Source organism: Mycobacterium asiaticum, from assembly GCF_001673315.1.
GTDB classification, from domain to species: domain Bacteria; phylum Actinomycetota; class Actinomycetes; order Mycobacteriales; family Mycobacteriaceae; genus Mycobacterium; species Mycobacterium asiaticum_B.
Genome location: NZ_LZLQ01000060.1, coordinates 20,753 through 46,639, shown reverse-complemented (window position 1 = coordinate 46,639; position 25,887 = coordinate 20,753). Strand labels below are relative to the sequence as shown.

19 protein-coding genes and 2 pseudogenes are annotated in these 25,887 nt (G+C 67.0%); 12 read left to right on the top strand and 9 right to left on the bottom strand.

Features of this window, described 5'->3' with window-relative positions:
* On the bottom strand, window positions 1-1,417 hold a 1,417-nt coding region (locus A5636_RS27575), incomplete at its 3' end, for a PE family protein (RefSeq protein ID WP_155763726.1).
* A gap of 222 nt (window positions 1,418-1,639) precedes the next feature.
* Here A5636_RS27575 and A5636_RS09750 point away from each other — a divergent pair.
* Both A5636_RS09750 and A5636_RS09745 read left to right on the top strand, forming a co-directional pair.
* Window positions 1,640-2,135: pseudogene (locus A5636_RS09750) on the top strand (adenosine deaminase); the annotation flags it as partial.
* A 346-nt stretch (window positions 2,136-2,481) separates the two neighbouring features.
* Window positions 2,482-2,994, top strand: a complete 513-nt coding sequence (locus tag A5636_RS09745) for a PE family protein (protein ID WP_172827198.1) — start codon at window positions 2,482-2,484, stop codon at window positions 2,992-2,994.
* Window positions 2,995-3,919: 925 nt separating this feature from the next.
* On the opposite strand, the gene A5636_RS09740 is transcribed toward A5636_RS09745, so the two are convergent.
* From A5636_RS09740 to A5636_RS09730, 3 genes are all read right to left on the bottom strand, one after another.
* On the bottom strand, window positions 3,920-4,528 hold the full coding sequence (locus A5636_RS09740; protein WP_065158434.1) for a PE family protein: 609 nt from the start codon (window positions 4,526-4,528) through the stop codon (window positions 3,920-3,922).
* Between the two features lie 66 nt (window positions 4,529-4,594).
* Window positions 4,595-5,917, bottom strand: coding sequence for a protein export chaperone SatS (gene satS, locus A5636_RS09735; RefSeq protein WP_065158433.1), 1,323 nt, complete (start codon window positions 5,915-5,917; stop codon window positions 4,595-4,597).
* Window positions 5,918-5,950: 33 nt separating this feature from the next.
* The gene (locus A5636_RS09730; protein WP_081287706.1) at window positions 5,951-6,805 is read right to left on the bottom strand and encodes an alkaline phosphatase family protein; all 855 of its coding nucleotides are present in this window, start codon (window positions 6,803-6,805) and stop codon (window positions 5,951-5,953) included.
* Window positions 6,806-6,886: 81 nt separating this feature from the next.
* Between A5636_RS09730 and upp the strand changes: the two genes are divergently transcribed.
* Window positions 6,887-7,510: a uracil phosphoribosyltransferase gene (upp, locus tag A5636_RS09725; RefSeq protein WP_065158432.1), complete on the top strand. Its 624-nt coding sequence runs from the start codon at window positions 6,887-6,889 to the stop codon at window positions 7,508-7,510.
* Window position 7,511: 1 nt separating this feature from the next.
* Here upp and A5636_RS09720 read toward each other — a convergent pair whose 3' ends face one another.
* The gene (locus tag A5636_RS09720; RefSeq protein WP_065158431.1) at window positions 7,512-9,077 is read right to left on the bottom strand and encodes a phospho-sugar mutase; all 1,566 of its coding nucleotides are present in this window, start codon (window positions 9,075-9,077) and stop codon (window positions 7,512-7,514) included.
* On the bottom strand, window positions 9,074-9,883 hold the full coding sequence (locus A5636_RS09715) for a purine-nucleoside phosphorylase (protein ID WP_065158430.1): 810 nt from the start codon (window positions 9,881-9,883) through the stop codon (window positions 9,074-9,076). The genes A5636_RS09720 and A5636_RS09715 overlap by 4 nt, the downstream gene beginning before the upstream one ends.
* A 34-nt stretch (window positions 9,884-9,917) precedes the next feature.
* On the opposite strand from A5636_RS09715, the gene A5636_RS09710 reads away from it, so the two are divergent.
* Complete coding sequence (locus A5636_RS09710; protein ID WP_065158429.1) at window positions 9,918-11,099, top strand: M20 family metallopeptidase; 1,182 nt, start codon at window positions 9,918-9,920, stop codon at window positions 11,097-11,099.
* Window positions 11,096-12,265, top strand: a complete 1,170-nt coding sequence (locus A5636_RS09705; protein ID WP_065158428.1) for a M20 family metallopeptidase — start codon at window positions 11,096-11,098, stop codon at window positions 12,263-12,265. Before A5636_RS09710 ends, A5636_RS09705 begins: the two co-directional genes overlap by 4 nt.
* 1,311 nt (window positions 12,266-13,576) lie before the next feature.
* On the opposite strand, the gene A5636_RS09700 is transcribed toward A5636_RS09705, so the two are convergent.
* Entirely contained in the window at window positions 13,577-14,056 is a 480-nt protein-coding gene (locus A5636_RS09700; RefSeq protein WP_065158427.1) for a gamma-glutamylcyclotransferase, read from the bottom strand.
* 57 nt (window positions 14,057-14,113) lie between these two features.
* Between A5636_RS09700 and A5636_RS09695 the strand changes: the two are divergent.
* The 4 genes and pseudogenes from A5636_RS09695 to A5636_RS09680 form a co-directional block, all read left to right on the top strand.
* Window positions 14,114-15,606: pseudogene (locus A5636_RS09695) on the top strand (NAD(P)H-quinone dehydrogenase); the annotation flags it as partial.
* 18 nt (window positions 15,607-15,624) lie between these two features.
* Window positions 15,625-17,364 carry a glycerol-3-phosphate dehydrogenase/oxidase gene (locus tag A5636_RS09690; RefSeq protein ID WP_065158425.1) on the top strand — a complete coding sequence of 580 codons (1,740 nt, stop codon included), beginning with the start codon at window positions 15,625-15,627 and terminating at the stop codon, window positions 17,362-17,364.
* 7 nt (window positions 17,365-17,371) lie between these two features.
* On the top strand, window positions 17,372-18,238 hold the full coding sequence (locus tag A5636_RS09685) for a pseudouridine synthase (RefSeq protein ID WP_065158424.1): 867 nt from the start codon (window positions 17,372-17,374) through the stop codon (window positions 18,236-18,238).
* Window positions 18,235-21,138, top strand: a complete 2,904-nt coding sequence (locus A5636_RS09680; protein ID WP_065158423.1) for an arylsulfatase — start codon at window positions 18,235-18,237, stop codon at window positions 21,136-21,138. Before A5636_RS09685 ends, A5636_RS09680 begins: the two co-directional genes overlap by 4 nt.
* Here A5636_RS09680 and A5636_RS09675 read toward each other — a convergent pair.
* The gene (locus A5636_RS09675; RefSeq protein ID WP_065158422.1) at window positions 21,135-21,470 is read right to left on the bottom strand and encodes a DUF732 domain-containing protein; all 336 of its coding nucleotides are present in this window, start codon (window positions 21,468-21,470) and stop codon (window positions 21,135-21,137) included. The genes A5636_RS09680 and A5636_RS09675 overlap by 4 nt on opposite strands.
* Before the next feature lie 296 nt (window positions 21,471-21,766).
* Between A5636_RS09675 and pstS the strand changes: the two genes are divergently transcribed.
* The 3 genes from pstS to A5636_RS09660 all read left to right on the top strand — a co-directional run bounded on the left by pstS (window position 21,767) and on the right by A5636_RS09660 (window position 25,105).
* Window positions 21,767-22,879 (top strand): phosphate ABC transporter substrate-binding protein PstS, encoded by a 1,113-nt coding sequence (gene pstS, locus A5636_RS09670; protein ID WP_065158421.1) that lies wholly within the window; start codon window positions 21,767-21,769, stop codon window positions 22,877-22,879.
* A gap of 120 nt (window positions 22,880-22,999) precedes the next feature.
* Window positions 23,000-24,160, top strand: coding sequence for a PPE family protein (locus A5636_RS09665; RefSeq protein WP_065158420.1), 1,161 nt, complete (start codon window positions 23,000-23,002; stop codon window positions 24,158-24,160).
* 27 nt (window positions 24,161-24,187) lie between these two features.
* Window positions 24,188-25,105: an extracellular catalytic domain type 1 short-chain-length polyhydroxyalkanoate depolymerase gene (locus tag A5636_RS09660; protein ID WP_065158419.1), complete on the top strand. Its 918-nt coding sequence runs from the start codon at window positions 24,188-24,190 to the stop codon at window positions 25,103-25,105.
* 12 nt (window positions 25,106-25,117) lie between these two features.
* On the opposite strand, the gene nei2 is transcribed toward A5636_RS09660, so the two are convergent.
* Window positions 25,118-25,885 (bottom strand): endonuclease VIII Nei2, encoded by a 768-nt coding sequence (nei2, locus tag A5636_RS09655; protein WP_065158418.1) that lies wholly within the window; start codon window positions 25,883-25,885, stop codon window positions 25,118-25,120.
* Window positions 25,886-25,887: the final 2 nt, after the last annotated feature.

The window sequence follows — 25,887 nt, the reverse complement described above, 5'->3', positions numbered from 1 at the left end:
CGGCACCACCAGCACCCCCCGCTCCACCAGTAATGAAGCCATGGTTGTCAATGCCGACTAAAGTATCGCCGACGCTGCCGGGGCTGGTGCTGTCACCGGTGATCGTGCTACCGGCGCCGCCGTGGCTGGCGGCCCCGCCGGCGCCACCAGCTCCACCGTCACCCCACAGGAGTCCGCCGGTACCACCGGCACCCCCCACACCGCCGGCACCACCAGCACCCCCCGCTCCACCAGTGATTATGGAGCCAGACGTGTTGAAAATGCCCCTGGGAGAATCGTCGACGACGCCGCTGCTGTCACCGGCGATCGTGCTACCGGCGCCGCCATGGCTGGCGGCCCCGCCGGCGCCACCAGCTCCGCCGTCACCCCACAGGAGTCCGCCGGTACCGCCGGCACCTCCCGCACCGCCGGCACCACCAGCACCCCCCGCTCCACCAGTGATGAAGCTGGAGTTGTTAATGCCGGCTATAAAATTGCCGGTGGCGATGCTGCCGTCGCCGGTGCCGGTGATCGTGCCACCGGCGCCGCCATGGCTGGCGGCCCCGCCGGCGCCACCAACTCCGCCGTCACCCCACAACAGTCCGCCGGTACCACCGGCACCTCCGGCACCGCCGGCGCCACCAGCACCCCCTGCTCCACCGGTGATGGGACCGTAGTAGTTGTTAATGCCGTACTCGGCGCCGCTGCCGGTGATGGTGCCGCCGGCGCCACCTACGCCACCAACGCCACCGACACCGCCAGCGCCACCATGACCCCACAACAGCCCGCCGTTGCCGCCGGCGCCGCCAGCACCACCGATCCCGCCGGCACCACCAGCGCCAGCAACCACCGTGCCATTAACGACAGACACTATGACGACATCGGTGCCGGCGACGCCCGCTGCTCCTGCAGCGCCCCCACCCCCGACGCCACCATTGCCGATCAGGCCTGCCGCACCACCTGCACCGCCAGCGCGCCCGGCCGCGGTGCTGGCCCCGCCATTGCCGCCGTTGCCGAACAGCAAACCCCCCGCACCACCAGCAGTCCCAATGCCCTCAGCGTTGGTAAACCCATCCGCGCCATCCCCGTACAACGGCCGCCCCAACACCGACAGGAACGGAGCGTTGATCGCAGCATGAAGGCTCTCCAGAGAAGCCGCTGCACTGGTCTCGGCAACGGCATAACGTTGTGCGCCCGCGCTGAGCAATCCGACGAACTCCCGATGAAAAGTCAACGCCTGCACATTGAGCGCTTGGAACGCCGCCCCGTGCAGCCTGAACAGGTCCGCGATCGCCACGGACACCTCATCAGCAGCCGCGGCAGCCACCGCAGTCGTCGGAACACCGGCCCCCGCTGCAGCCCGATCAATCCCCGAGGCGATACCAGCCAAATCCGCCGCCGCGCTAGTGACAAACTCCGGCGTAATCATCAACGACATCACGAACCCCTGCCAAACCGATGTGGCCAACTCATCATCGACGCCCTACGCCGCCGCCGACGTGGCGCACATGCTGCCACGCCAATAACTGACCTGTCAGTCAATTACACAGACTCATACAATTGGCGCCGCGGTTCGGGGAAGCGCGGCCCTGTCCGGGCTGATGCCCTCCATCGGCACCGTTGGGGACGCCTTCGATAACGCTCTGACCGAAATAACGACATGCGAGACCGCAACGCGCGCTTCACGATTCATGTTGGCGAGGCCTTCGGGCTACCGTCCATTAACGTGGCGATCGCGTTCTGCGGTGCAGACCGGCTGGGTCACGGGGTACGCATCGACGACGACATCATTTGGGCCGGACGGTGTCGCTTCTCTGGGCAGGCTCGCAGCGGTATTGCGGGACAAGCGAATTCCGCTGGAGTTGTGCCCCAGCTCGAATGTGCAGACCGGCGCGGTGAACAGCATCGCCGAGCGCCCGTTCGACCTGCTGGCCCGCAGCCGCTTCCGGGTAACGGTGAACACCGACAACCGGCTGATGAGTGATACGACGATGAGCCAGGAGATGCAGCGGCTGGTTGAAGCGTTCGGCTACGGGTGGAGCGATCTGGAACGTTTCACGATCAATGCGATGAAGTCGGCGTTCATCCCGTTCCTCGAACGGCTGGAGATCATCGACGAGGTGATCAAGCCGCGCTACGCGGTGCTGATCGGCTGAGTGTCAGCGATACTACGTAGCGACACTGGGCGCCTCTGAGTTCGCCTACGACTTGGTCGCTGGAGAATTACGCATTCCAACCGATGGTTGCCGCGGTCAGCAAGAGCACAGTCGAAGTGTTCAATCTGGCGTTCCCGAGGAGCTCGACATGAAGTATTTGACCCGCAACCCAGCCCCGTCCACCCGGCGCAACCGTTCACCCGAGCGGGTGGCACGGCCCAGGCGCCACTCCTTTCTGGACGACTCCTGCATGTCCCGTGCGATGAACCGTCGTTGGTGCTGACCCGCCTGGAGAAGTTCGCGAATACCGAAGCGTCATTCGACCGAATGGGGGATGGTATTGGACATGTCGGACGTGATGGTGACGCCGGAATCGATGCAGGCGGCGGCAACGGAATTGGCGGCCATCGGTTCGCATCTCGACGCCGCGCACCTCCAAGCGGCGGCCCCCACCCTGGCCATTGCGCCCGCAGCCGCCGACGAGGTTTCGTCGGGCATCGCGCAGCTCTTCTGCCGCGACGCCGAGGAATATCAGCAGCTCGCCGGGCAGGTGGCAGCATTCCATGAGCAGTTCGAACAGCGCCTGACCAGCGGCGCAGCTGCCTATGCCAGCGCCGAAACCGGCAATGCCGCGCACCTGCAGGACTTCGTCACGTCGCCGGGTGCACCGGGCAGCGCCGCCGCGTCCCTGTTCGGACTGACATTTCCCACCACGCTCGAGGAAATAACCGCCCCGTTGTTGGGTGCCCTTCTCACGATTCTCGTCGGGCCGCCGCTTTTACTGTTTCTCGCCGGTCTCGTCTATTTCGCCCCCGGCATTTTGCAGGGGTTGGCCGGCCTCGCGAATGGCATGGGTTAGCGCCGGGTCACTGCCAAGCCAGCGCGGACCGATACCTATCCCGAGCCGTCTCGACAGTCGCCGATGCGCCGCATCGGTGCAGAATGTGCCGCCTGGGCGCCCAACATGCCGCGTCTATTTCGGCTGCGTAGTCGCCGACTCAAGACTTGAACGGTTCGCTAGGGGCCGCAGCAAATGAAGCAGCTTCCGTCGGGCAGGCGCGGCGGGCAGGGGTGGTCGTTGTGGTACGGCACGCATCTGTTTCCATCCCACACGGGCGCACTGCGGGGGCATCCTTGCGGCGGCGGCGGATCTGCGGTTGCCACCGGAGCAGCGAACAACAACGCGAAGGCGGTCACCGTAACTCCGATACCGATTCTTGAGAGTCGTTTCCTCATTCAGTTCCTATCGTGGTGGCGTTGCCCCGGCGCCCCGCGGGTTCGCGGGACTCCTAGGCAGGAGTAGTCGGATCGGTTGCGGGTTCCACTGGTGCGTGATGTCCGAGAACTGCTGCAGTTCAAAGGAATATCCACTAAACATAGGTGTGTTGACGGGACCGTTCGTCGTCGTGGGACGGCCCGCTCAACGTACAAAACGTTCACTCAACTTCGCAACCAAAATGCAAGCCTCTAGCCGGTCAACGCCGCATCAGAGAGGGCCTGCTACCTGGTTTCCGCGGGCTGCCTCGCCCTGCCGGAAGCGCATGACCTTTGCCCGCCTCTGAGCGACAACGGCGCCGGCAGCGACACTCGATGGTCGGTTGTCGCTCAGAGAATGCCGCGTCTGCGGAAGGGCATGACCTTTGCCCGCCTCTGGGCGACAACGGCGCCGGCAGCGACACTCGATGGTCGGTTGTCGCTCAGAGGCGGGCAAATACCTGTGTCTTCCCAGCGCGTACCTGTGTCGTCCTAGCGCGCACCTGTGTCTTCCCAGCGCGTCCAAAAACTTAGAGCGGTAACACCGAACTCAAGAACGCCAGCGGCAGCCAAATGGCCAGCGCAAGAAAAATGGGCGGCAACAGGATCGGGAACAGCAAGTAGTAGGCCCCCGCGGCTACCTGAAAAAACAGCGTCGTCACATTGGCCACCAGCGGATCGAACGAGGGGAGGCCGGCGGCCGCGGTCCCCAAGGCAGAAGCGTTCGCGATCCCCAACGCAGAAGCGTCGGCGGCTGCGGTCCCCAACGCAGAAGCGGCCGCGGTCAGGTAAGCGTCGGCGGCTGCGGTCCCCAGCGTAGAAGCGTTGGCGGCGTCGACGCCGCCATAGGAGCGAGCGGCCAACGCCAGGTGCTCGACGAATTGCTGGAGGTAGGCCGCCCCGTGTCCGGCCGTCCGCTGATATTCGCGGGCCTGCTGGGAAAACAGCTGCGCTACAGCGCCCGACACTTCGTCGGCTGCAGCGGGTAGCACGTTGCTGGTGGGCCCGGCCGCGGTCATCCGGGCCACGGCGAGAGTACGGTCAATCGTCGCCAAATCCGTTGCGGCCGCGGCGATCAGCTCCGGTACCGCTACAACGGCTGCTACACCGGCGGACATGTCGTCATCGAACAGTGCCACGCCGGCCCTGGCAAGCGTGGCGGACGAGCTGTGCCGAGACTGACACCTGCCCGAGACGCCGTCGTCCTACTCGCGCCGCAGCCGGCTATCCACGAAGGCTTCCAGCTTCTCCCAAGCCCGCACCGCGGACGCATACGGTCCGGTGGGCTTGCTAGCCGATTCGGGCTCCAGCACGTACGCGATCAGCTTGCCCAGCGGCTTGCTCGGCTCCAGCGCCTTGTCGACGGTCCGTTCCTCGGAGTAGTCGCCGATGTCGCGCAACAGTTCGACCGCGAGGTCGAGTTGCTCGCGATCCACGGCCTCCGGCCCGTCTGCGAAGTCGTCGGCCAGCCCGCTGAGCACGTAGACGTTCTCGTCGGTGATATCGACTTTCAGTGACCCGTCGGTGGCGGCGGTGCGGATGTCGGCGTAGGTGGCCAACTCGGACAAGTCATGGTCGTGCTCGTCGGCGAGGTAGCGGGCCAGCGCCCGCTCAGAGCTGAACACGCTGATCCGGCCGTTGCGACCCAGGAAGATGGGACGGTCGTCGAGGTAGCACCGCAGCGTGTAGAAGGTGCCCGATCCCGTCATGATCCGGATGGGATCGATACCCACCTCTACCCAGAAGTCCTCGTCGCTGCCGAGCACGACGGTGTCGCCTTCCGCGCGGTCCTCTCCGTCTTCGGAGTCCTCATCGTCAGACTCGTCAGACTCCGCAGCGGACGCCTCGTCGACGACTTCGTCGGCATCATCGGAGGCATCGTCGGCTCCTTCGACTTCGGCGGCCGCGTCCTCCTCTTCCTCTTCTTCGACCTCTTCCTCGAGTTCCTCGGCGGCCTTCGCGGCCAGTTTTTCATCGACCGCGGGGATGGTGGCGATGCCGTCGATGGCCTCGACCACGTCGTCCCAGCTGCGACCGATTATCTCGGCGATCGCGTTCCAGCGCTTCTGACCAGCCCTGCCGCTGAAATGGTCGATGCCGCCGGAGACGGTCCCCAGGCTGGGATTGCCATTGAAGAACTTCGAGATCGGCGCCAACTCGCACACCGATCCGATGGACGACACAATCGCCAGCGTTGCGGCCAGCGCGGTCACCGACTTCTCGGTCGGCTTCTCGGCCACCAACTCCTCGACCGCCACCAGGTCGAAATGCTTGTCTTCGGCCGGGTCCAGCTTGTGGGCGTGCACCTCGGTGATCTCATTCCACGCCGGGTGGTCGACCAGATCGTGCTCACCGCCGCCGCGCACGAACGCAGCAAGGTCGGCGACACTCTCGAAAACGTAGAGGTCCTCGTCCTTGCCCAGGAACGCTTCCCACTCGTCCCCGGAGTCACGCCAGCGGGGCGCCCACAGCGTGTAGCGGTCGCCCTCAGACAGGCTCAAGCGGATCGGCACGAGGTCAGCAGCCATGCGGCACACAATAGCGACCCGGACCGTTCGCGCTTATCCGCCCCAAATACTCGAGATGACGGGAGCATTGGCCGCGTAGCCGGTTTTGGGTAGTCCGTACATCTCTTCCAGCGTGGCGAGCAGGTTGTAGTGGTTGATGGTCTCGTTCGATGTGCCGGGCAACACGTGCGCCCCGTAGAACACCGTCGGGATCTGGTTGCGGGGTCCGCCGTCGTCCTCGTCCCAGGTGACGATCAGCAGGCTGTTGTTGGCTTTCGCCCAGTTCGCATAGGGCGTCATCTGGCGGTTCAGCCAGGCGTCGCCCTGGGCGATGGATCCGTCGTGCATGTTGTTGTCGTTGTTGGGGATGACGAACGAGACCGTCGGCAAGCTCGCATAGTTCGCAGGACTGGGGAACGCCGAGAACGGCACGGACACCGTTGGCGGCACATTCGTGAAGTTGACCCAGGGCACGTGCTTGCGGCCGTACTTGCCCGCACTGCACACCGTCGACCCCACCGCGGGCAGGTCCTCGGAGAAGCCACCGAAGGTGCGGCCCGATGCCAGCAGTTCCGAAGCCAGGTTGGGCGCGGCGCCGGCGTTCACCGGGCAGCTGTCCTTGGTCACGCCGAACGTGCTGCCGGCGAATAACGCCAGGTAGTTCGGTTCGCTGGGATGGGTTTCGGCGAACGACTGTGCCATCATCGCTCCGCCCGCAGCCAGCGCGTTGATGAACGGTGCTTGCTTGCTGCCGATGATGTTGGCCTGCGAGCGGTTCTCCTCGACCACGATCACCACGTGGGCATAGGCAGGCAGCGCCGCCGCGGCCCGGACGGGCGGGACCGGCAGCGCACTCAGCGCCGCCAACGCGCAGAAAAAGCTGGTCAGATATCGTCGCAACCCCTGCACGCCCGGAGTATATGGCTGGGATTTGCCGGTTGCCCGGACGAAAACGCGCGGGTGAACCCGATCGTTATATAGGGTCGCGCCGTGGACGTCCACGTCATCGACCACCCGCTGGCGGCGGTCCGGTTGACCGCGCTGCGCGACGAGCGGACCGACAACGCCGTGTTCCGGGCCGCGCTGCGTGAATTGACGTTGATGCTGGTCTACGAGGCCACTCGCGACGCGCCTATCGTGCCCGTGCCCATCCGCACGCCAGTCGCCGAGACCACGGGGTCGCGCCTGGCCAGCCCGCCCCTGCTGGTGCCGGTGCTGCGGGCCGGGTTGGGGATGGTGACCGAGGCGCACGCCGTACTACCCGGGGCGCACGTCGGCTTCGTCGGTGTCGCGCGCGACGAGGAGACCGCCCGCCCGGTGCCTTATCTGGCGTCGTTACCCGACGATCTGGCAACAATGCCGGTCATGATCCTCGATCCGATGCTGGCCACCGGCGGATCGATGACCCACACCATCGGCCTGCTCCAAGAGCGAGGAGCCACCGACATCACCATGCTGTGCGTAGTGGCGGCGCCGGAAGGCATCGCCGCGGTGCAGGAAGCCGCGCCGAACGCGCGACTGTTCACCGCGGCCGTCGACGACGGGCTCAACGAGATCGCCTACATCGTGCCGGGCCTCGGCGACGCCGGCGACCGTCAGTTCGGGCCGCGCTGACTCACCACTGACTAATCGCAGCGACGAGTTCATCGCGCCGGTGGCGGGCGCGCTGCCGCGCTGAGTCCACGTCAGCTGTCGGCGCGCACCGAATTTCCAAGTAGCACTTGAGCTTCGGTTCGGTGCCGGATGGTCGCACTACCACCCGCATCGACGTGGCGTCGTCGCCGCCGGTGAAAAGCAGCGCATCGGTGATATCGGTGACTGTTGCGGTGAAGCCGCCCAGCCGCCCCGGCGGGTTGTCGCGCAGCCGGCTCATCAGCGCGACGGCCTCGTCGACGCTGGCGACGCGACGCGGCACCGCGGCGACTTCGTGCACGCCGTAGCGCCGGGCGAGGTCGTCGAGCAGTTCGGGCACCGGACGGCCCCGCAGGGCGGCCACCAGATCGCAGAACAACACTGCGGCGCTGATGCCGTCCTTGTCCCGCACAGCGGCCGGGTCGACGCAGTGACCGATCGCTTCTTCATACGCGTAGACCAGCGTCCCGGGTTCCTTCGCGTCCGCGCGCGCCAGCCACTTGAAGCCGGTCAGCGTCTCGACATGGTTTGCGCCGTGGTGTGCCGCGATCGCGGCAAGCATGCGCGAAGACACCACGGTGCTGGCTACCGTCCGGCTCCGCGCGGCGGGGTGGGAAAGGATGTAATCGCCCAGTAGCCAGCCAGTTTCGTCACCGGAGAGCATGCGCCAGCCGGTGCGGTCGGGTATCCCGACCGCGCACCGGTCGGCGTCGGGGTCCAGCGCGATCGCCACGTCGGCCCCGACGTCGGCGGCCAGCGCGAGCAGCGCATCCGTGGCGCCCGGTTCTTCGGGGTTGGGGAACGCCACGGTCGGGAAGTCGGGGTCCGGCGCGAACTGGGCGGCGACAGTGTGCACGTCGTCGAAGCCGGCCCGCCGCAGTGCCTGGACGGCCAGCGCGCCGCCGACGCCGTGCATCGGCGTCAAAGCCACCCGGACGTTGCCGCTCGCCCGCCTCACCCCGGCCGCGCGGTGCAGGTAGCGCTCTACCAGATCGGCGCCGCCGCGCCGCACGGCCTGCCGTGGGATTTCGTCGGCGGGAGGAGCCTTGGCCATCGCAGCTTCGATGCGGCGGTCCACAGGTGACACGATCTGCATCCCGCCGTGCAGATACACCTTGTAACCGTTGTCCGTGGCCGGGTTGTGGGAGGCGGTGATCTGCACTCCGGCCGCGGCGCCGGTGTGCCGCACCGCGAACGCGACCACCGGAGTGGGCACCGGGCCGTCGTAGAGCAACACCGAGAACCCTTGCGCAGCAAACACTTCAGCCGCCGCTGTGGCGAATTCCGCGGAGCCGTGCCGGGCGTCGCGGCCCACCACCACTGTCGCCGGCCCGTCGGCCTCGAGGATCTGGGTGAGCGCCCAGGTGGCCCGCAACACCACCGCGAGATTCATCGCGTCCGGTCCGCCGCGCACCGGCCCGCGTAAGCCGGCGGTACCGAAGGTGAGTGGACGGGCGAACCGGGCGGCGAGTTCGTCGGGACTCAGCGCGGCGAGTTCGGCCGCCGTCCGCGGATCGGGGTCGTGGGCGATCCATTCCTCCGGTGTCACTGGAACCGAGCTATCACGTCGGCCAGCAGCGATCCCATGCGCTCGGCCGATGCCGCCCCGGCCGCCAGCACCTCGGCGTGGTTGAGCGGCTCGCCGGTGATTCCGGCTGCCAGGTTCGTCACCAGCGATATACCCAGCACCTCGGCACCGGCCGCCCGCGCGGCGATCGTCTCGTGCACCGTCGACATCCCAACCAGGTCAGCACCCAGTATTCGCAGCATCCGGATCTCGGCAGGTGTCTCGTAATGGGGTCCGGGCAGGCCGGCGTAGACGCCCTCGGCCAACTCGGGATCCGATTCCCGGGCCAGCACCCGCAGTCGGGGCGCGTACGCGTCGGTCAGATCGACGAACTGCGCGCCCACCAACGGTGACCGCGCCGTCAGATTCAGGTGATCGCTGATCAGTACCGGCTGGCCCACCCGCATGTCCGGTCGCAAGCCCCCGGCGGCGTTGGTGAGCACCACGATTCGCGCTCCCGCCGCACACGCCGCCCGGACGGGGTGCACGACGTGCCGCAGGTCATGCCCCTCGTAGGGATGAATGCGTCCGGCCAGCACCAGCACTCGATGCCCGCCGACCGGCACCGACAACAGCTCACCGGTGTGGCCCGCCGCCCGCGGCGGCGCGAATCCGGGAACATCGGCCTGCGGCAGGACCGCGGTCGGGGTGCCCAGCGCCGCGACGGCCGGCGACCACCCCGAGCCCAGCACGACTGCGACGTCGTGCTCGGCTATCTCGGTCCGCTCCGCGATGACCTCGGCAGCCTGCGCCGCGAGTTCGTCGGACTCGGGCGTCAGGCTGGTCACATTGGCCGAGCCTAGGCGATGAGATACTGCGAAGATGCCCGCACTAAGCCCCTTGGACAGCGTCGAGGCGACGGTGCGGCGCCGGGGTGGGGATCTGGTCGAGCTTTCCCACGCCATCCACGCCGAGCCGGAGCTGGCCTTCGACGAACACCGCAGCTGCGCCAAAGCCAAAGCGCTGGTCGCCGAACGTGGGTTCGCCGTCGCACCGGCGGCCGGACTGGACACGGCCTTCCGCGCTGACTTCGGCAGCGGACCGCTGGTGGTCGGGGTGTGCGCGGAGTACGACGCACTGCCCGAGATCGGCCACGCCTGCGGGCACAACATTATTGCGGCCTCGGCGGTCGGCACCGCGCTGGCGCTGGCCGAGGTGGCCGACGACCTCGGTCTGACGGTCGCCCTGCTGGGCACCCCCGCCGAGGAGTCCGGCGGCGGCAAAGCCCTGATGCTGCGTGCCGGGACTTTTGACGACGTCGCGGTGGCGGTGATGGTGCACCCGGGACCGTCAGACGTCGCCGGAGCGCGGTCGCTGGCGTTGTCCGAGGTGACCGTGCGCTACCGCGGCAAGGAGTCCCACGCCGCCGTGGCCCCGCACCTCGGGGTCAATGCCGCCGACGCGGCGACCGTCGCCCAGGTTGCCGTCGGACTGCTGCGCCAGCAACTCGCGCCCGGCCAGATGACGCACGGCATCGTCACCGACGGCGGGCAGGCGGTCAACGTCATCCCCGGTCAAGCGGCGCTGAAATACGCGATGCGCGCGCTGGAATCAGACTCGTTGCGCGAACTGGAAGGCAGGATGTACGCCTGCTTCGCCGCGGGCGCACTGGCCGCCGGCTGCGAATACGAGATCGACGAGGCCGGGCCGGCGTACGCCGAGCTCAGACCGGACCCGTGGCTGGCCGACGTGTGCCGGGCGGAGATGCGTCGGCTGGGGCGCGAACCGGTGGCCGCCGACATCGAAGCGGCGCTGCCGTTGGGCAGCACCGATATGGGCAATGTGACGCACGCGCTGCCGGGGATCCATCCGATCATCGGCGTCGACGCGGGTGGGGCGACGGTCCACCAGCGCGCCTTTACCGCCGCAGCGGCGGGTCCCAGCGCCGACCAGGCGGTGGTCGACGGCGCGATCATGCTGGCCAGAGCGGTCGTCGCACTCGCCGAGGACCCCGCCCAGCGGGACCGGGTGCTGACCGCTCAGCAGCGCAGGGCGGCGTCATGAGCCTGGTCGACAGCGCCGAATCGTGGCTAGCCGCGCACTACGAAGACATGGTCGCGTGGCGGCGGCACATCCACCGCTATCCCGAGTTGGGCCGTCAAGAGTTCGCCACCACCCAGTTCGTCGCGGAGCGGCTGGGTGACGCGGGGCTGAATCCCAAGGTGCTGCCCGGCGGAACCGGCTTGACCTGTGACTTCGGACCCGAGCATCAGCCCAGGATCGCCCTGCGGGCCGACATGGACGCCTTGCCGATGGCGGAGCGGACCGGTGCTGCATACGCCTCGACGATGCCGAACATCGCGCATGCCTGCGGTCACGACGCGCACACCGCGATCCTGCTGGGCACGGCGCTGGCGCTGGCGTCGGTGCCCGAACTGCCGGTAGGGGTGCGGTTGATCTTTCAGGCCGCCGAGGAGCTGATGCCCGGCGGTGCGATCGATGCGATCGCAGCCGGCGCACTGGCCGGGGTGTCGCGGATCTTCGCGCTGCACTGCGACCCGCGGCTCGAGGTGGGCAAGGTCGCGGTGCGGCTGGGACCGATCACTTCCGCGGCAGATCAACTGGAGATCACCCTGTACTCACCGGGCGGTCATACCTCGCGCCCGCATTTGACGGCTGACCTGGTGTACGGGTTGGGAACCCTGATTACCGGCCTGCCCGGCGTGCTGTCCCGCCGCATCGACCCGCGCAACAGCACCGTGCTGGTGTGGGGTGCGGTCAATGCCGGTGTGGCGCCGAACGCCATTCCGCAGAGCGGGGTGCTGGCCGGGACCGTGCGTACCGCCAGCCGCCAGACGTGGATCGACCTCGAGGGGCTCATCCGCGAGTCCGTCGGGGGGTTGTTGTCGCCGCTGGCGATCGAGCACACGATGCAGTACCGGCGTGGCGTGCCGCCAGTGGTCAACGAGGATGTCTCAACGCGCATCCTCACCCACGCCATCGAAGCCGTCGGGCCTGATGTGCTGGCCGATACCCGGCAGTCCGGCGGTGGCGAGGACTTTTCCTGGTATCTCGAGGAAATTCCGGGTGCGATGGCGCGGCTAGGAGTGTGGTCGGGGGAGGGGCCGCAGTTGGACCTGCACCAGCCGAACTTCGACCTCGACGAGCGCGCGTTGGCTATTGGAGTGCGGGTGATGGTCAACATCATCGAGCAGGCCGGCGCCATCTAAGCGCGAGACCGTTATTCCGCCCGCGAGCGCGCGGGGTGTTCGCCCGAGCGCGAGGGTGCGTAGATGTATGGCGACACTGTGTGTGCCCTGGCATTTTGCGCACGTTCGCGCGGTGATGGAGGTTCGCGGGTGTTCGCCCGAGCGCGGGGGTGCGTAGATGTATGGCGACACTCTGTGTGGACTGGCATTTTGCGCACGTTCACGCGGTGATGGGGGCGCGCGGGTGTTCGCCCGAGCGCGGGGGTGCGTAGATGTATGGCGACACTCTGTGTGCCCTGGCGGTTTGCGCACGTTCGCGCGGTGAATTGTGCGCAGGTCACGACGTCCCGACGATGTCCGGGATGAGTGCTGAACTCGACCAATTGCTCACCGCGCAGGCCGGAGTCGTGACCGCGGCCCAACTCCGCAAGTTTCTAACCCGCCGCGAGCTGGAAGCGCGACTGAGATGCGGTGCGTTGGAGAGGATTTGGTACGGCGTTTATTGCCGTGACAACCCGACGCTGGCGCATCGGTTGCGCGGGTTGGACTTGGTAACAGGCACGACAGTTGCGGCCTGCATGGGTACCGCCGCCGCAGCGCACGGCTTTGACACCGAGCGGACCGCAGACGTGCACGTGCTCAATCCCGTTGGTCGACAGTTGCGATCAACCGCGGGCCTGATTGTGCATCGGCGCGAAGGTGCACCCCTGAAGTTGCTCGCGGGGCGGCCCGTCACCACACCGGCGTGGACGGCGATCGAGGTGGCCCGCTCGCTGCGCCGGCCGCGAGCACTGGCAACGCTGGACGCCGCGGTGCGTACCAGGACCTGCAGCGTCGACGAACTCAAGCAAATTGCGCACCGGCAATCCGGACGTCGGGGCATCGTCAGCGTTCGCGAGCTACTCACCCTGGCTACCCCTTTGGCGGAATCGCCGATGGAAAGCGAAGCTCGGCTGGTCATGCTCGACGGGGGATTACCGCCGCCGGTGTTGCAGTACGAGATCGTGGACCTCAGCGGCCGGCTATGGCGGTTTGACTTCGCGTGGCCGCAATACCGCCTCGTCGCTGAATACGACGGCGTCGACTGGCACGCCGGTCCACGGGCGTTTTTCCATGACCGCGAACGCTGGACCGCAATCCAGGACCCCAACTGGACCGTAGTGCCCATCGTCGCCGAGGACGTGCGACGCTACCCCGGCGATCTCGTGCAGCGGTTAGCGGCGCGTATGCACGGGCGCGGGCAGCGTAGCCCGGTGTTCGCCGAAGGTGCGCAGAATGCCGGCAGCGGCGGCGCGTCGTTGTACTGCTGTGCACGCTCGCGGGAAAAACGAATCAGCCGCCGGTGCCAGGGCCGATATTGCGGGCCGGGCGTGTGCGCAAGTCGTGCACATAATCCGCCGGCGCTCCGGCGATTTCGGCGGCGTCGGCCATCACTCCCAGATAGCGTGCCGACGGCAGCCCACCCTCCCAGGCGTCCAGCACATACAGCCATGCCAGCACCGGATCAATGTCGGTGTCCGACGACTCCCGCTGCACCCGGCAGCGGATCTTCTTGTGCACGCCGAACTCCGAACCTTCCCAACGGTCCAGGTTCATCTCGTCGGCCGGAGTCATGTCGTAGAGCACGACGAACACCCGCGAGTCCGGGTCCTCGACCACCGTCGCCAGCGCGCCCTCCCAGCCGATGTCCTCACCGCCGAACGTCAGCCGCCAGCCCGGTAACCAGCCAGTTCCGGCCATCGGCGAGTGCGGTGCACGCTGTTGCATCTGCTCGGGATGCATGTTCGATCCGTACGCGGCGTAGAGCGGCACGGGGAAAGCTTAATCGCCGCGCTGCAGCGGCAGCAGGAGCCAAGCTAGGTTAGGGCTGTGGCGACCCGCATCGTGATCCTTGGTGGAGGCCCAGCCGGATACGAAGCGGCGTTGGTGGCCGCGAATGCTCGTCCCGACGTCCAGGTCACCGTGATCGACTCCGACGGCATTGGTGGCGCCGCGGTCCTCGACGACTGTGTGCCGTCCAAAACCTTCATCGCATCCACCTGGCTGCGCACCGAGCTGCGCCGCGCCCCGCGGCTTGGCTTCGAGATCGACATCGACGACGCCAAGATCGACCTCCCGCAGATCCACGCCCGGGTCAGGCGGCTCGCCGCAGAGCAGTCCGACGACATCGCCACCCAGCTGCGCAACGTCGGGGTGCAGCTGGTTGCCGGCCGCGGCGAGTTGGTCGACCCGGTCCCCGGCCTGGCGCGGCACCGCATCAAGGCGACGGCCGCAGACGGCACCGTCAGCGAACACGATGCCGACTTCGTGCTGATCGCCACTGGTGCCAGCCCCCGGGTGCTGCCATCGGCGCAACCCGACGGAGAGCGCATCCTGACCTGGCGCCAGCTCTACGACCTCCAGCAGCTGCCGGAACACCTGATCGTGGTGGGTTCGGGCGTCACCGGCGCCGAGTTCGTCCACGCGTACACCGAGTTGGGTGTGCAGGTGTCGGTGGCCGCCAGCCGGGACCGGGTGCTGCCCTACGAGGACGCCGACGCGGCGGCAGTGCTGGAAGAGTCGTTCGCCGAACGCGGGGTTCAGCTGTTCAAGAACGCGCGCGCGGAATCGGTGACCCGAACCGACACCGGTGTGCTGGTGAAAATGACGGACGGCCGCACCGTCGAGGGCAGCCACGCCCTGATGACCATCGGCTCAGTGCCTAACACCAGCGGCCTGGGACTGGACCGCGTCGGCATCGATCTGGCGCCGGGCGACTACTTGAAGGTCGACCGGGTATCGCGGACCTCTGTTCCCGGCATCTACGCCGCCGGCGACTGCACCGGGCTGCTGCTGCTGGCGTCGGTGGCGGCAATGCAGGGCCGCATCGCGATGTACCACGCGCTGGGCGAGGGGGTCAGCCCGATCCGCCTGCGCACCGTCGCCGCAACGGTTTTCACCCGGCCGGAGATCGCCGCCGTCGGCGTCCCGCAATCGGCGATCGACGACGGCTCATTCAGCGCGCGCACCATTATGTTGCCGCTGCACACCAACGCCCGCGCGAAGATGTCCGGGCTGCGGCAGGGCTTCGTCAAGATCTTCTGCCGAAAGTCCACCGGCGTGGTGATCGGCGGGGTGGTGGTGGCGCCGATCGCCTCCGAGCTGATCCTGCCCATTGCGGTGGCCGTCCAGAACCGCATCACCGTCAACGAGTTGGCGCAGACTTTGGCCGTCTACCCGTCGCTGTCCGGGTCGATCACCGAGGCGGCCCGCCGCTTGATGGCGCACGACGATCTGGATTAGGCCGAATTCAAAGAAGGAAGGCCGACTCACGGGCCGCAAAGCAACTAGCCTTGGCTGAGCAACGCTTACCGACGAGTAACCGACAGGAGTCTGTTGTCGTGAGCAACCCGATCGAGAACGAGCCCCCCGCCTGGCTGGGACCCGAGCAACGCGCGGCGGCCTGGCAGCGACTCGGCACCGAGCAGTTCGACTTGGTCGTCATCGGAGGCGGGGTGGTCGGCTCGGGTTGCGCGCTGGACGCGGCCACCCGCGGGCTGAAGGTGGCGCTGGTGGAGGCCCGCGATTTCGCCTCGGGCACCTCGAGCCGCTCGTCGAAGATGTTCCACGGCGGTCTGCGCTACCTCGAACAACTGGAGTTCGGGCTGGTCCGTGAGGCGCTCTATGAACGCGAGCTCTCGCTGACCACGTTGGCGCCGCATCTGGTCAAGCCGTTGCCGTTCCTGTTCCCGTTGACCAAACGCTTATGGGAGCGCCCATATATCGCCGCGGGCATCTTCCTCTATGACAGCCTCGGCGGCGCGAAATCCGTTCCGGCGCAAAAACATATGACCCGCGCCGGAGCGCTGCGGCTGAGTCCCGGCCTCAAGCGCAGCTCGCTGATCGGCGGTATCCGGTACTACGACACCGTCGTCGACGACGCCCGGCACACAATGACGGTCGCGCGCACCGCGGCCCACTACGGCGCGGTAGTGCGGTCCTCCACCCAGGTGGTGGCGTTGCTGCGCGAAGCGGACCGCGTCACCGGCGTACGGGTGCGCGACTCTGAGGACGGTGGGATCACCGAGGTACGCGGCCACGTGGTGATCAACGCGACCGGCGTCTGGACCGACGAGATCCAGGCGTTGTCCAGGCAGCGCGGCCGGTTCAAGGTGCGTGCGTCCAAGGGCGTGCATGTGGTGGTTCCGCGGGACCGGATTGTCAGCGACGTGGCGATCATCCTGCGTACCGAGAAGTCGGTGATGTTCGTCATCCCGTGGGGGACGCACTGGATCATCGGGACCACCGACACCGACTGGAACCTGGATCTGGCTCACCCGGCCGCGACCAAGGCTGACATCGACTACATCCTGAGCACGGTCAACACCGTGCTGGCCACCCCGCTCACCCACGCCGACATCGACGGCGTCTACGCCGGCTTGCGGCCGTTGCTGGCCGGAGAGAGTGAAGAGACGTCCAAGCTGTCGCGGGAACACGCCGTCGCAGTGCCCGCGGCCGGCCTGGTCGCCATCGCGGGCGGCAAGTACACCACTTACCGGGTGATGGCGGCCGACGCCGTGGACGCCGCGGCGGAATTCATCCCGAACCGGGTGGCGCCATCGATTACCCAGAAGGTGCCGTTGATGGGTGCCGACGGCTACTTCGCGCTGATCAACCAGACCGAGAACGTCGGCGCGATGCGCGGCCTGCACCCGTACCGCGTGCGCCACCTGCTGGACCGCTACGGATCGCTCATCGACGAGGTCCTGGCGCTGGCGGCCAAGGATCCCAGCCTGTTGGGCCCGATCACGGAGGCGCCGGGCTATCTCAAAGTAGAGGCTCTCTACGCCGTCGCGGCCGAGGGCGCCCTGCATCTCGAGGACATCCTGGCCCGGCGGATGCGGATCTCGATCGAGTACACCCACCGGGGCGTCGACTGCGCCCGCGAGGTGGCCGAACTCGTCGCACCGGTGTTGGGCTGGAGCCCCGCCGACGTCGACCGCGAGGTCGCGAACTACACCGCACGCGTGGAGGCCGAGGTGCTGTCCCAGGCGCAGCCCGACGACGTCTCCGCCGACGAGTTACGCGCCAGCGCACCTGAGGCGCGCGCTGAGATCCTCGAGCCGGTGCCCCTCAATTGAGGGCGCCTTGAGGCAGGCGCCTCTTCCGGTTCGCGACGGGTTGGGGCCGGCGCGGGTCCGGCTGTACGGCGGTGCGGTGCTGACCGAGCTGGCCGCCCGGTTCGGTGCCCCGGCACGCGCGAAAGTCCTTGCCGGAGAAGTGGTCACCGCTGACGGCATGGTTGTCGACGACACGACGGTGTTGCCCGCCGGGGCCAGCGTCTACCTGTATCGCGACCTGCCCGATGAGGTGCCAGTCCCGTTTGCGATCGACGTGTTGCATCAGGACGCCGACATCGTTGTGATCGACAAACCACACTTCTTGGCCACCATGCCGCGAGGCCGCCACGTCGCGCAGACTGCACTGGTGCGGTTGCGGCGTGAGCTGGCACTGCCCGAACTCAGCCCGGCGCACCGGTTGGACCGGCTGACCGCCGGGGTGTTGCTGTTCACCACCCGGCGCGAGTTAAGGGGCAGGTACCAAACGCTTTTCGCGCGCGGTGAGGTGCGCAAGACCTACATTGCCCAGGCCGCGGCCGACCCGGGCCGGGTGCTGCCACTGGTGGTGCGCAACCGGATCGTCAAGCGGCGCGGCCACTTGCAGGCCGTGGTCGAACCGGGCGTGCCGAACGCCGAGACGCTGGTGGAGTCGCTCTCCCCGGTTGGTCTGTATCGCCTGACGCCGCGCACCGGGCGTACCCATCAGCTGCGGGTGCACATGGCGTCGCTGGGTCTGCCGATAGTCGGGGATCCGTTGTATCCCAACATCGTTGATGTGGCTGAGGATGACTTCAGCTCGCCGCTGCGACTGTTGGCGCAGCGCATCGAATTCGACGATCCGGTCAGCGGGTCGCGCCGTCAGTTCATCAGCCGACGAGAGGAAGGGTGGATATGAGTGAAGAGCACGCACTGGTCATCGTGGCGGGGTATCAGGATCTCGACGCGGCGCGCGGCGACTTCGAGAACCTGACCGGACAGGCCAATGCGGACACTTTTCCGTTGCGGGGCGCGGTGCTGGTGGGCAAGGACGCCGACGGTAAGGACGTGGTGCTGGACACCGGCAACAAGCTGGGTCGGCGGGGCGCGGCACTGGGCGCGGGAGCGGGACTGGCAGTCGGGCTGTTCTCGCCCGCGCTGTTGGCATCCACCGCGGTAGGCGCCGCCGCCGGAGCCGTGGCCGGCACCTTCGCCCACCATCGGATCAAGAGCGGACTGGCCGACAAGATCGGCCAGGCACTGACGGCCGGCAATGCCCTGATCATCGCTGTGACACCGGCGCAGGGCCGCCTGCCGGTCGAACAGACGTTGGCCGGTTCACCGATAAAATCCGTTGCAGAGCTGAGCCATTCGTCGTTGCGAGCGTTGGGTTCCGCGTTGGAGCAGGCGATGGGCAAATTCAATCCGGACCGCACCCGGCTGCCGATCGCGCCACGCAGCTTCGGTGGCACCGTCGGGCGTACCGTCGCAGAGTCGGTCGGTGACTGGACGATCGTGCCCGGGCCCGCCGCCCCCGCCGACGCGCCCAACGTGTTGATCGTGCTCATCGACGATGCCGGGTTCGGCGGCCCGGACACTTTCGGTGGCGGCATCAACACCCCGACGTTGTCCCGGGTGGCCGAAAATGGATTGGCCTACAACCGTTTTCACGTCACCGCCGTTTGCTCACCCACCCGTGCGGCGCTGTTGACCGGACGCAACCACCACCGCGTCGGCTTCGGGTCGGTCTGTGAATTCCCCGGCCCGTATCCCGGCTACTCCACGGTCAAGCCACCCAGTTGTGCCGCGCTGCCGCGGATTCTGCGCGACAACGGCTACGTCACCGGTGCTTTCGGCAAGTGGCATCTCACCCCGGACAATGTTCAAGGTGCGGCAGGGCCGTTCGACAACTGGCCGACCGGCTGGGGATTCGACCATTTCTGGGGCTTCCCGTCCGGTGCCGCCGGCCAGTATGACCCGATCATCAGCCAGGACAACACGGTGATCGGCATCCCGCAGCGCGAGGACGGCGGCACCTACTTCTTCCCCGACGACCTCACCGACAAAGCCGTCGAATGGTTGCACACGGTGCGCGCGCAGAACGCCACCAAGCCGTGGATGCTGTACTACTCGACCGGTGCCACCCACGCCCCGCACCACGTGTTCAAGGAGTGGGCCGACAAGTACAAAGGGAAGTTCGACGAAGGCTGGGATGCCTACCGGCAGCAGACATTTGAGCGTCAGAAACAACTCGGGATCATCCCACCCGACACTGAGCTCACCGAACGACCCGACCTGTTCCCGGCGTGGGACAGCCTGTCGGACAGCCAACGCAAGCTCTACGCGCGCCAGATGGAGGTGTTCGCCGGGTTTTCCGAGAACGCCGACTGGAACGTGGGGCGGCTACTGGACGCGATCGACGACCTCGGCGAGTCGGACAACACGCTGGTGTTCTACATCTGGGGGGACAACGGTGCCAGCATGGAAGGCACCAACACCGGCTCGTTCAACGAGATGACGTTCCTCAACGGTTTGGATCTGGACGCAGACCGGCAGCTGGAACTGATCGAGCAGTACGGCGGCATCGAGGCACTCGGTGACGAGTTCACCGCCCCGCATTTCGCCAGCGGCTGGGCGCACGCCAACAACACGCCCTTCCAGTGGGGCAAACAGATGGCCAGCCACCTCGGCGGCACCCGCGACCCGATGGTGGTGGCCTGGCCCAGCCGCATCCCGCGCGGCAGCGGGATTCGGGGCCAGTTCACCCACTGCATCGACATCGCACCCACGGTGCTCGAAGCCATCGGCCTACCCGAACCGGTCAGCGTCGACGGCTTCGACCAGGAACCGATGGACGGAACCAGCTTCCTGCATACGTTCGCCGACGCGGCCGCGGCGGAGCGCCACACGCTGCAGTACTTCGAGAACTTCGGTAGCCGGGCGCTCTACCAGGACGGCTGGTGGGCGGGTGCCCGGTTGGACAAGGCACCGTGGGACCTCTCACCGGAGACCATGGCGCGGTTCGCGCCCGGCGTCTACAACCCCGACAACGACGTGTGGGAGTTGTACTACCTACCCGACGACTTCTCCCAGGCCAGGAATCTGGCGGCCGAGCACCCCGAGAAACTGGCCGAGTTGCAGCAACTGTGGTGGGCCGAAGCCGAACGCAATCGGGTGCTGCCGCTGCTGGGCGGGCTTGCGGTGATGTTCGGCGATCTGCCGCCGCTGCCGCCCACCACCCGATTCACCTTCCGGGGCGACGTGCAGAACATCCAGCGCGGCATGGTTCCTCGTGTCTTCGGCCGGTCCTACGCGATCGAGGCGCAGCTGGTTGTGCCCGACGGAGGCGCACAGGGTGTCATCGTCGCCAACGCCGACTTCATGGGCGGCTTCGCACTGTGGGTCGACGAGGCGGGTCTGCTGCACCACACCTACTCCTACCTAGGCATCGAAAGTTATCGGCAGGTCTCCACCGAGCCGATTCCCACCGGCGCGGTCACCGTTGCGATGCAGTTCGAAACCGACCGGCCCGTCGTCGGCTCGGGTGGCCGAGTGACGTTGTGGGCCAACGGTCGTCGCATCGGCGAGGGTGAGCTGCCCCAAACCGTGAGCCTGGCCTTCACGTCCTACGCCGGGTTGGACGTCGGACGCGACAACGGCCTCGTCGTCGACCGGGAGTACGAAGACAAGGCGCCGTTTGCGTTCACCGGGACCGTCAAGGAAGTCGCCTTCGAACTCCAGCCTGCTACGCCGGACGCCGAGCAGGCGCTGCACGAGCACGCATCGGTGCAGGCTGTGGGTCGGGGCGCGGCGGGCTAGCCGGCGTGATGCCGGGGGCAGAAAGCCGCGATGCTCAGGCCGACGAAGTATCCGGCGTGATAACCGTCCAGGTTGCTGGTGTTGGTCAGGTCGGTCGCGACTTCGCTTTTGACCCGACCCTGATCGAGTTCGTTGCAGACCTGATGACCGGCAACGAGCGCGCTTTGCGGCGAGGCGAAGTTGATGTCTTTGGACTTCACCGCGTTTAGGAACGCTTGGTCGACGCCGTCGGCATGCCCGATCGGCGCGGTGAGTCCCGCCAAACTCAGCAGGACAGCGCCGGAAAGCGCCGTCGGCACGGAGGTGCGCCAGAAAACGTGGCTGTGTGCCATGGCTGAACCCCCTCGCTCAGAAACGTTGGCGTCACACGATGCTTACATTTCGATCATTGCACGTCACGACCGGGCGAGGGACAGGATTGACTCTCGCCGAACCGGTTTTAGCGGGCCAGTCGGACGTGCCGGTGTGGGACGTCTGTCGGGGCGGTGAATCAGCCGGAAACGACGGTTGAATTCACTTATCCAAGGATTCGGTCGTCGGGCGCAATTACTCGAGCGTGATTAATATGGCCGATGGTTGAGGGCAGGCACGGCAAGCATTCCATTTGCACCATTCGAGGAAATGACATTTGAGACCGGTCAGGTTAATTGCCGCGCACAGCGTCGTGGCCATCGGTGCACTTTTGCTGGCCGGGTGCCACAGCGGCCACAATGCGGGTAGCGGGACCACCAGGACTCCCACACCGTCGGCCAGTGCGGACTGCGGCGGAAAACCGACTCTGGTCGCCAGCGGTTCCACCGCCCAGGAGAACGCCATGAGCGGTTTCGTCAAGGCGTTCGAACATGCCTGCCCAGGTCAGTCGGTGCACTACACCGCGACTGGATCTGGCGCGGGAATCGGCGAATTTCTCGATAGCCGAACCGATTTCGTCGGTTCGGATTCGCCGCTGGGCAAAGACGAGTACGCCAGGGCCGAACAGCGATGTGGATCGCCAGTGTGGAACCTGCCCACGGTCTTCGGCCCGATTGTGATCGCCTACCACTTGCAGGGCCTGACCACGCTGAACCTCGACGGGCCCACCGCGGCCAGGATCTTCAACGGCGCCATCACCAGCTGGAACGACCCCGCTATCCAAGCCCTCAATTCCGGCGTCGTCCTGCCCGCGCAGCCAATTCACGTCGTAGTTCGCAGCGATGAGTCCGGGACGTCGGATAACTTTCAGCGGTATCTCGATACCGCGTCCAACGGCGAATGGGGTAGGGGAGCCGGCATGCGGTTCAACGGCGGTGTCGGGGAAGGCGTCAAGGGCAGCCAAGGCGCGGCGGCCGCCGTCAAAGGCACCGAGGGCTCGATTACGTACGTCGAATGGTCGTTCGCCCTGGACCACCAGTTGAATGCGGCGAAAATCATCACCTCCGCCGGTCCGGAACCGGTAGCCGTCAGTGCGGATTCGGTGGGCAGAACAATCGCGGCGGCGTGGGTGCTGCGGGAGGGCAACGACCTCGCGCTTGACACGATCTCGTTCTATCGGCCCAACCTGCCGGGCGCATATCCGATCGTGCTCGCCACGTATGAGATTGTCTGCTCGAAATATCCGGACGCGCAGGTGGGTGCGGCCGTGAAAGCGTTTATGCGCAGCGCGATCGGCGCGGGCCAGAGCGGGTTGGCGGACACGGGCTACGTTCCTGTTCCTGATGATTTTAAGTCGCGGCTCTCGATTGCGGTCAACGCCCTTACCTGAGCTAAGGTCTCAGGGCCTGTCCCGTTGGGGCGGGGCCGAACCGCAAAGTTCCAGGGTTTTTCCCGCCCCGGTCAGGCCAATGTTTCCAAAAATTCCCCCGCAACGTCATATAAAGATGCCATGGAGTTCACAGCTTTGCCCCCCGAGGTCACCTCGGCGCTGATTCACGCCGGCCCCGGCGCTGAGTCATTGATTGAGGCCTCCGGTGCGTGGCAGCGGCTGGGTACCGACTTGGAAGAGGCGGCAGGCAGTTATACCGCGGTGTTGTCGGCGCTGGCCTCGGACTGGCACGGGCCCTCGACGCTGAAGATGGTCGATGCCGCCGTGCCCTACCTCACCTGGCTGCACGCCACCGCGCTGCAGTGCCAGCAGCTGGCGTCTTCGGTGCAGGCTGCGGTGACCGCATACGGCACCACTGTTGCGGCAGTCGTTCGACCCGCCCAGGTGGCCGCGAACCGTACCCAGCTGGCGCAGCTGCTGGCCACCAACGGACTGGGCCGCAATGTGGCAGCCATCGCCGAAACCGAAGCGCAGTACGAGCGGATGTGGGTGAACAACACGGCGGCGATGTATCGCTACGAGGCCGCATCGGCGCAGGCCACCGCATTGCCGCAGTTCTTGTCGCCGCCCTCGATCGCGGATCCGACCGCTGCGGCGGCACAGGCCCAGGCGGTAGGGGCGGCCGCGGCGGTGGGGCCCGCGGACGCGGTTCCGCCGCCGGTGTCTCCGGTGGATGCGGTGCTGCAGGCCATCGGCGTCGTCTTCGACCCCAACCAGGGCTGGTTCGGGCTGGCCAACACCTACGCCAACCAGTTCGTCTCGTCGGGTTTCCCGATCAACCTGCTCAGCTACATGGCGCAGAGCAGCTCCGCCCAGGCATTGCAGTCCGTCGCCCCGGATATCGCCGAGGGCCTCTCAGAGGGCGAATCGGCGTTGGGAAGCGCGGCCACCAGCCTGTCCAGTGCCGCGGGAGCGCTCGGCGCGGTAGAGGCGCCGACGGCGGCGATGGGTGTGGCGGTGTCGATGGGCAACCTCTCGGCGCCGCCTGCGGCGACCGGCGTGCTGGCGGCTGCGCACACGCCGGTCCAGCTGGCGTCCGCGGTGTCCCCGCTACCAGCCGGAGATACCGGTTCCGGGTTCCCCATGCTGCCGCCGCTGATGGCGCCGCCGATCGCCGCGGGCAGCGGTTGGCGCAAGCGGAAAGAACAAAAGTACGAGGATCTCGCGATGGGCTTGGAGCTCAAGGGCACGTTCATGCCGCGCCCGCCCTCGGCGGGCTGATCGAGGGTGGTCGGTACTTTTGACGTCATGCCGTGGTCGCGATTGCTGTCGCTGGCTGTTCTCGTGGTCCTGCTGGCCGGTTGCAACGAACGCCAGGTTCAGGCGGAGCGACCCCGGGACCAGGCGGGAATATTCCCCTACGGCGGCCTGAACCGTACCTATCTGGTGCACGTGCCGCCCGGGCCGCCCGTCGGGCTGGTGCTCAACCTGCATGGAGGCGGGGGCACCGGCGCCGGGCAGCGGGGCTTGTCCAATTTCAACTCCATCGCCGATGCCAACGGATTCCTGGTGGTCTATCCCGACGGTTACGACAAAAGCTGGGCCGATGGGCGGGGGGCGGCGCCGGCCGATCGCAAACGCCTGGACGACGTGGGCTTTCTGGTTTCGCTGGTGAACAAGATGCGCGGCGACTACAACGTCCCCGCCGGGCACGTCTTCGCAACGGGGATGTCGAACGGCGGTTTCATGTCCAACCGGTTAGCGTGCGATCGCGCCGACATCTTTGCCGCGGTCGCGCCGGTCTCGGGCACGCTCGGGGTCGGCGTCGGATGCAACCCGTCGCGGCCCGTTTCGGTTCTCGACGCGCACGGCACCGGCGATTCGGTGGTGCCCTATAACGGCGGCACTGTCCGTGGCCGCGGCGGCTTGAGCCGTGCCATCTCGGTGAACAGCATGCTCGACCGCTGGCGTGCCGTGGACCGCTGCCAGGGTGACCCGACGTCCCAGGAGCTGCCGAATGTCGGCGACGGCACCGTCGTGCGCCGGTTCGAGTCCCAGTCGTGTGCCGACAACACCGAAGTCGTGCTCTACCGGATCGAAAAGGGCGGACACACCTGGCCGGGCGGCAAGCAGTATCTGCCCAAGGCGGTGATCGGGTCCACCACCCGTGCGTTCGACGGCTCGGAAGTGATAGCTGAATTCTTCCTGCGCCACGGCCGCGACTGATCCGTAGCCGGCTCAGCGTTGGCAGACCGGGCACCAGTACTGCACCCGTTCGGTGCTCCCGTCGGGTGGGTCCCGGTGGGCGATGGGCGTGCCGCAGCGTCGGCAGGGTTGCCCAGCGCGCCCGTACACCCACATCAGCCGGCCACCCCGGGTGTCGCCCGTGGTGCAGCGGTTCCACCGAAAACGGTTGACCCACAACATGTCCCGGGCGCGGGACACCAGCCGCAAGGGGTCTGCCACGGAGCTGACCGGTGCGGTGGGCAAATGCCCGGTGACAAAGCACAATTCATTGGCGTAGACGTTGCCGACCCCGGCCAGCACACGCTGGTCCAGCAGCGCTTCGGACAGTGGACGATCCGGGTCGGCGGTCAGGTTCGCCACGGCCAGCTTCGGGTCCCAGTCGTCACCCAACAGGTCCGGGCCCAGGTGTGCGACGACGGCGACGTCGTCGTCGCGTTCGAGGATCTCCAGTACTCCCAGGTCGACGCCGACCGCGCGAACATCGCCTGCTTCCAGGATGATTCGAGCCCGGTGATCCACCCTCATCCTGCGGTTGCCGACCCGCCAGGTGCCGTCCATCTTCATGTGCGAGTGGATACTGGCCCACCCCACGCGGATGAACAGGTGCTTGCCTCGGCTGAGCACCTCGTCCACCACCTGCCCCGTCAGGTCGACGGTGGCGTAGCGCGGCACCCGGACGTCGCAGCGGGTCAGCGTCAGACCGACCAGCTTCTCTCGCAGTGTCGCCGCAGTGTGAAAGACGGTGTCACCTTCGGGCATGG

Bases quoted from the DNA above. Each gene is read 5' to 3' on its own strand.
- A5636_RS09745 (WP_172827198.1), top strand. From the start codon at position 2,482: ATGTCGGACGTGATGGTGACGCCGGAATCGATGCAGGCGGCGGCAACG.
- satS (WP_065158433.1), bottom strand. From the start codon at position 5,917: ATGGCTGCTGACCTCGTGCCGATCCGCTTGAGCCTGTCTGAGGGCGAC.
- A5636_RS09710 (WP_065158429.1), top strand. From the start codon at position 9,918: ATGCCCGCACTAAGCCCCTTGGACAGCGTCGAGGCGACGGTGCGGCGC.
- A5636_RS09705 (WP_065158428.1), top strand. From the start codon at position 11,096: ATGAGCCTGGTCGACAGCGCCGAATCGTGGCTAGCCGCGCACTACGAA.
- A5636_RS09680 (WP_065158423.1), top strand. From the start codon at position 18,235: ATGAGTGAAGAGCACGCACTGGTCATCGTGGCGGGGTATCAGGATCTC.
- A5636_RS09675 (WP_065158422.1), bottom strand. From the start codon at position 21,470: ATGGCACACAGCCACGTTTTCTGGCGCACCTCCGTGCCGACGGCGCTT.
- A5636_RS09665 (WP_065158420.1), top strand. From the start codon at position 23,000: ATGGAGTTCACAGCTTTGCCCCCCGAGGTCACCTCGGCGCTGATTCAC.
- A5636_RS09660 (WP_065158419.1), top strand. From the start codon at position 24,188: ATGCCGTGGTCGCGATTGCTGTCGCTGGCTGTTCTCGTGGTCCTGCTG.
- nei2 (WP_065158418.1), bottom strand. From the start codon at position 25,885: ATGCCCGAAGGTGACACCGTCTTTCACACTGCGGCGACACTGCGAGAG.